Genomic DNA, 2,202 nt, shown 5'->3' on the forward strand with positions numbered 1-2,202 from the left:
GTGCTGGTGATATTGCCGAACTGATCTCTTGTGTATTGTGTATTCACGGTAAAATTGGAATCGTTTGGTTCCACGACTGTTTTCATTAACATGCCCGTATTTGCATCGTAATCAAAATGCGAATTTCTTGAAATATCGGGTGTATTAGGCGCAGAACGTGTCACTGTAGTATCCGTTAATTCGCCGATAAACCATTTGTCGGTATTATTTGTATAAGTGTTTTTTGTATCGACAACATAATTTCCAGTATTGTCTTGTGTTGTCACTTTCATTTCGGTTGGATTCGCATAATCATCCATCGTAGTATCCGTAGTCACCGTACTTAATAAATGATTATTTAAGTCATACGTTTTTTTAACATTCTGCTTCGTGTACGGTAAATAATAGGTGTTATTTACTGAACCATCGCCAAAAGTTTTTAAATCCCACGTATTTTCAGTATCACTTAAAAGATTGCCATTCGCTTGTTGCGTAATCGTTGATAATGGTTGAGAAATAGTATGTTGAGAGGGATCTTGGCTATACGTCACCGTGGTTGTAATTCCCGTGGTATTATCCGTCGTTTGGACTTTGTGAAATCCTAAAAAGCCCTCTCCTAATTTATTCATACGCGAACCCACATAATGATACGTCGTGATGTGTTGTGAGCCATCATCATTTTTGGCAAGTGTTGAATACGGACTTTGTGGAAATGTTTTGACTTGACCATTTCCGGATTGATATTTTAATTTTGTTTGCGGATCATTTAATCCGGTATCACTGGCGGTTTGATACACCACATACATCGGGCCATCAAATTGCGGATTCGGATATTGTGAATCTAAGGTGCCATCAGCATTCTTTTCTTGATCGTACACTTTGACGTAAGTACCAGAAAGTGGTTCATAATCAATGGAAGTTTTTTCGCCAAGTCCATCTGTTACACCGATTAAATAGTCGGGAAGCTTTTTGGCTTTGTTGAGCCAGGCGTCGGGTTTGTCTTCAACATTTTTGAAAATAATATCCGAGATACCATTACCATTCAGGTCAACTAAACGAAATCCTTGATCCTGACCATTATATGTTATCCGCTCAGGAGGCATATACAACTTATGTTCAACCCAAGTTGTGCCATTATTTATCCATGCAGACATATGTAATGGATTTCCATCATTTTGAATAATATCTAATAATCCATCTCCATTCAGATCAACCAACTTAAAACCTTGCTCTTCTCCATTATAAGTTATTGGAGCTGGAGGCATATAAGATTTATCTTCAATCCAAGTAACTCCATTATTTATCCATGCAGACATATGTAATGGATTTCCATCATTTTGGATAATGTCTTCTAAACCATCCCCATTTAAATCAATCAACTGGAACCCTTGCAATTGGCCATCCCAAGTAATTGGTTCTTTTGGTGTAAAAGATTTTTTTTCTACCCACGTCGTCCCATTATTAATCCATGCTGATCTAACTCCATCATTATCATTTTGAATAATATCTAATAATCCATCTCCATTCAGATCAACCAAACGAAATCCTGTATCCTTACCTAACTTATTAATTGGCTTTGGTGGTTGATACGATATATTTTCAATCCAAGTTGTTCCATTATTAAGCCATGCAGACTGAACAGCTCTCCCATCATTTTGAATAATATCCAATAAACCATCTCCATTTAAATCAACCAACTGAAAACCTTGTTGATAACCGTTATATGTTATTGGATTTGGCGGCAAATAAGACTTATCTTCTATCCAGGTTTTGCCGTTATTTATCCACGCCGACATATGGGAAGGATTAAGATCATTTTGAATAATATCTAATAAACCATCTCCATTTAAATCAACTAAACTAAAACCCTGTTCTTTACCGTTATAAGTCGTTGGCGCAGGTGGCATATATGATTTATCTTCCACCCAAGTCGTTCCGTTGTTAATCCACGCAGACATATGGGAAGGGTTAGCATCATTTTGAATAATATCTGATAAACCATTTCCATTTAAATCAACCAAATAAAATCCCTGCAATTTTCCTTTCCATGTAATAGGTTGAGGAGGAATATAGTTTTTGTTCTCCTCCCACCCCTCCTCATTCGTTTGCCATTGAAACGTCGTGGGTTTGAAGCAAACACCATTACCATTGCATTCTTGAATACTCGTGATTCTTGAGCGAAATGAATTCGGACTGTATTCATAATTAATTTTGTAATCGTAA

General features: G+C 36.7%; 1 protein-coding gene. It reads right to left on the reverse strand.

The window, feature by feature from the left end:
- On the reverse strand, window positions 1-2,202 hold a 2,202-nt coding region (locus tag KKA81_17065), incomplete at both ends, for a VCBS repeat-containing protein (GenBank protein ID MBU2652639.1).

The organism is Bacteroidota bacterium (assembly GCA_018831055.1).
Lineage (GTDB): Bacteria > Bacteroidota > Bacteroidia > Bacteroidales > B18-G4 > M55B132.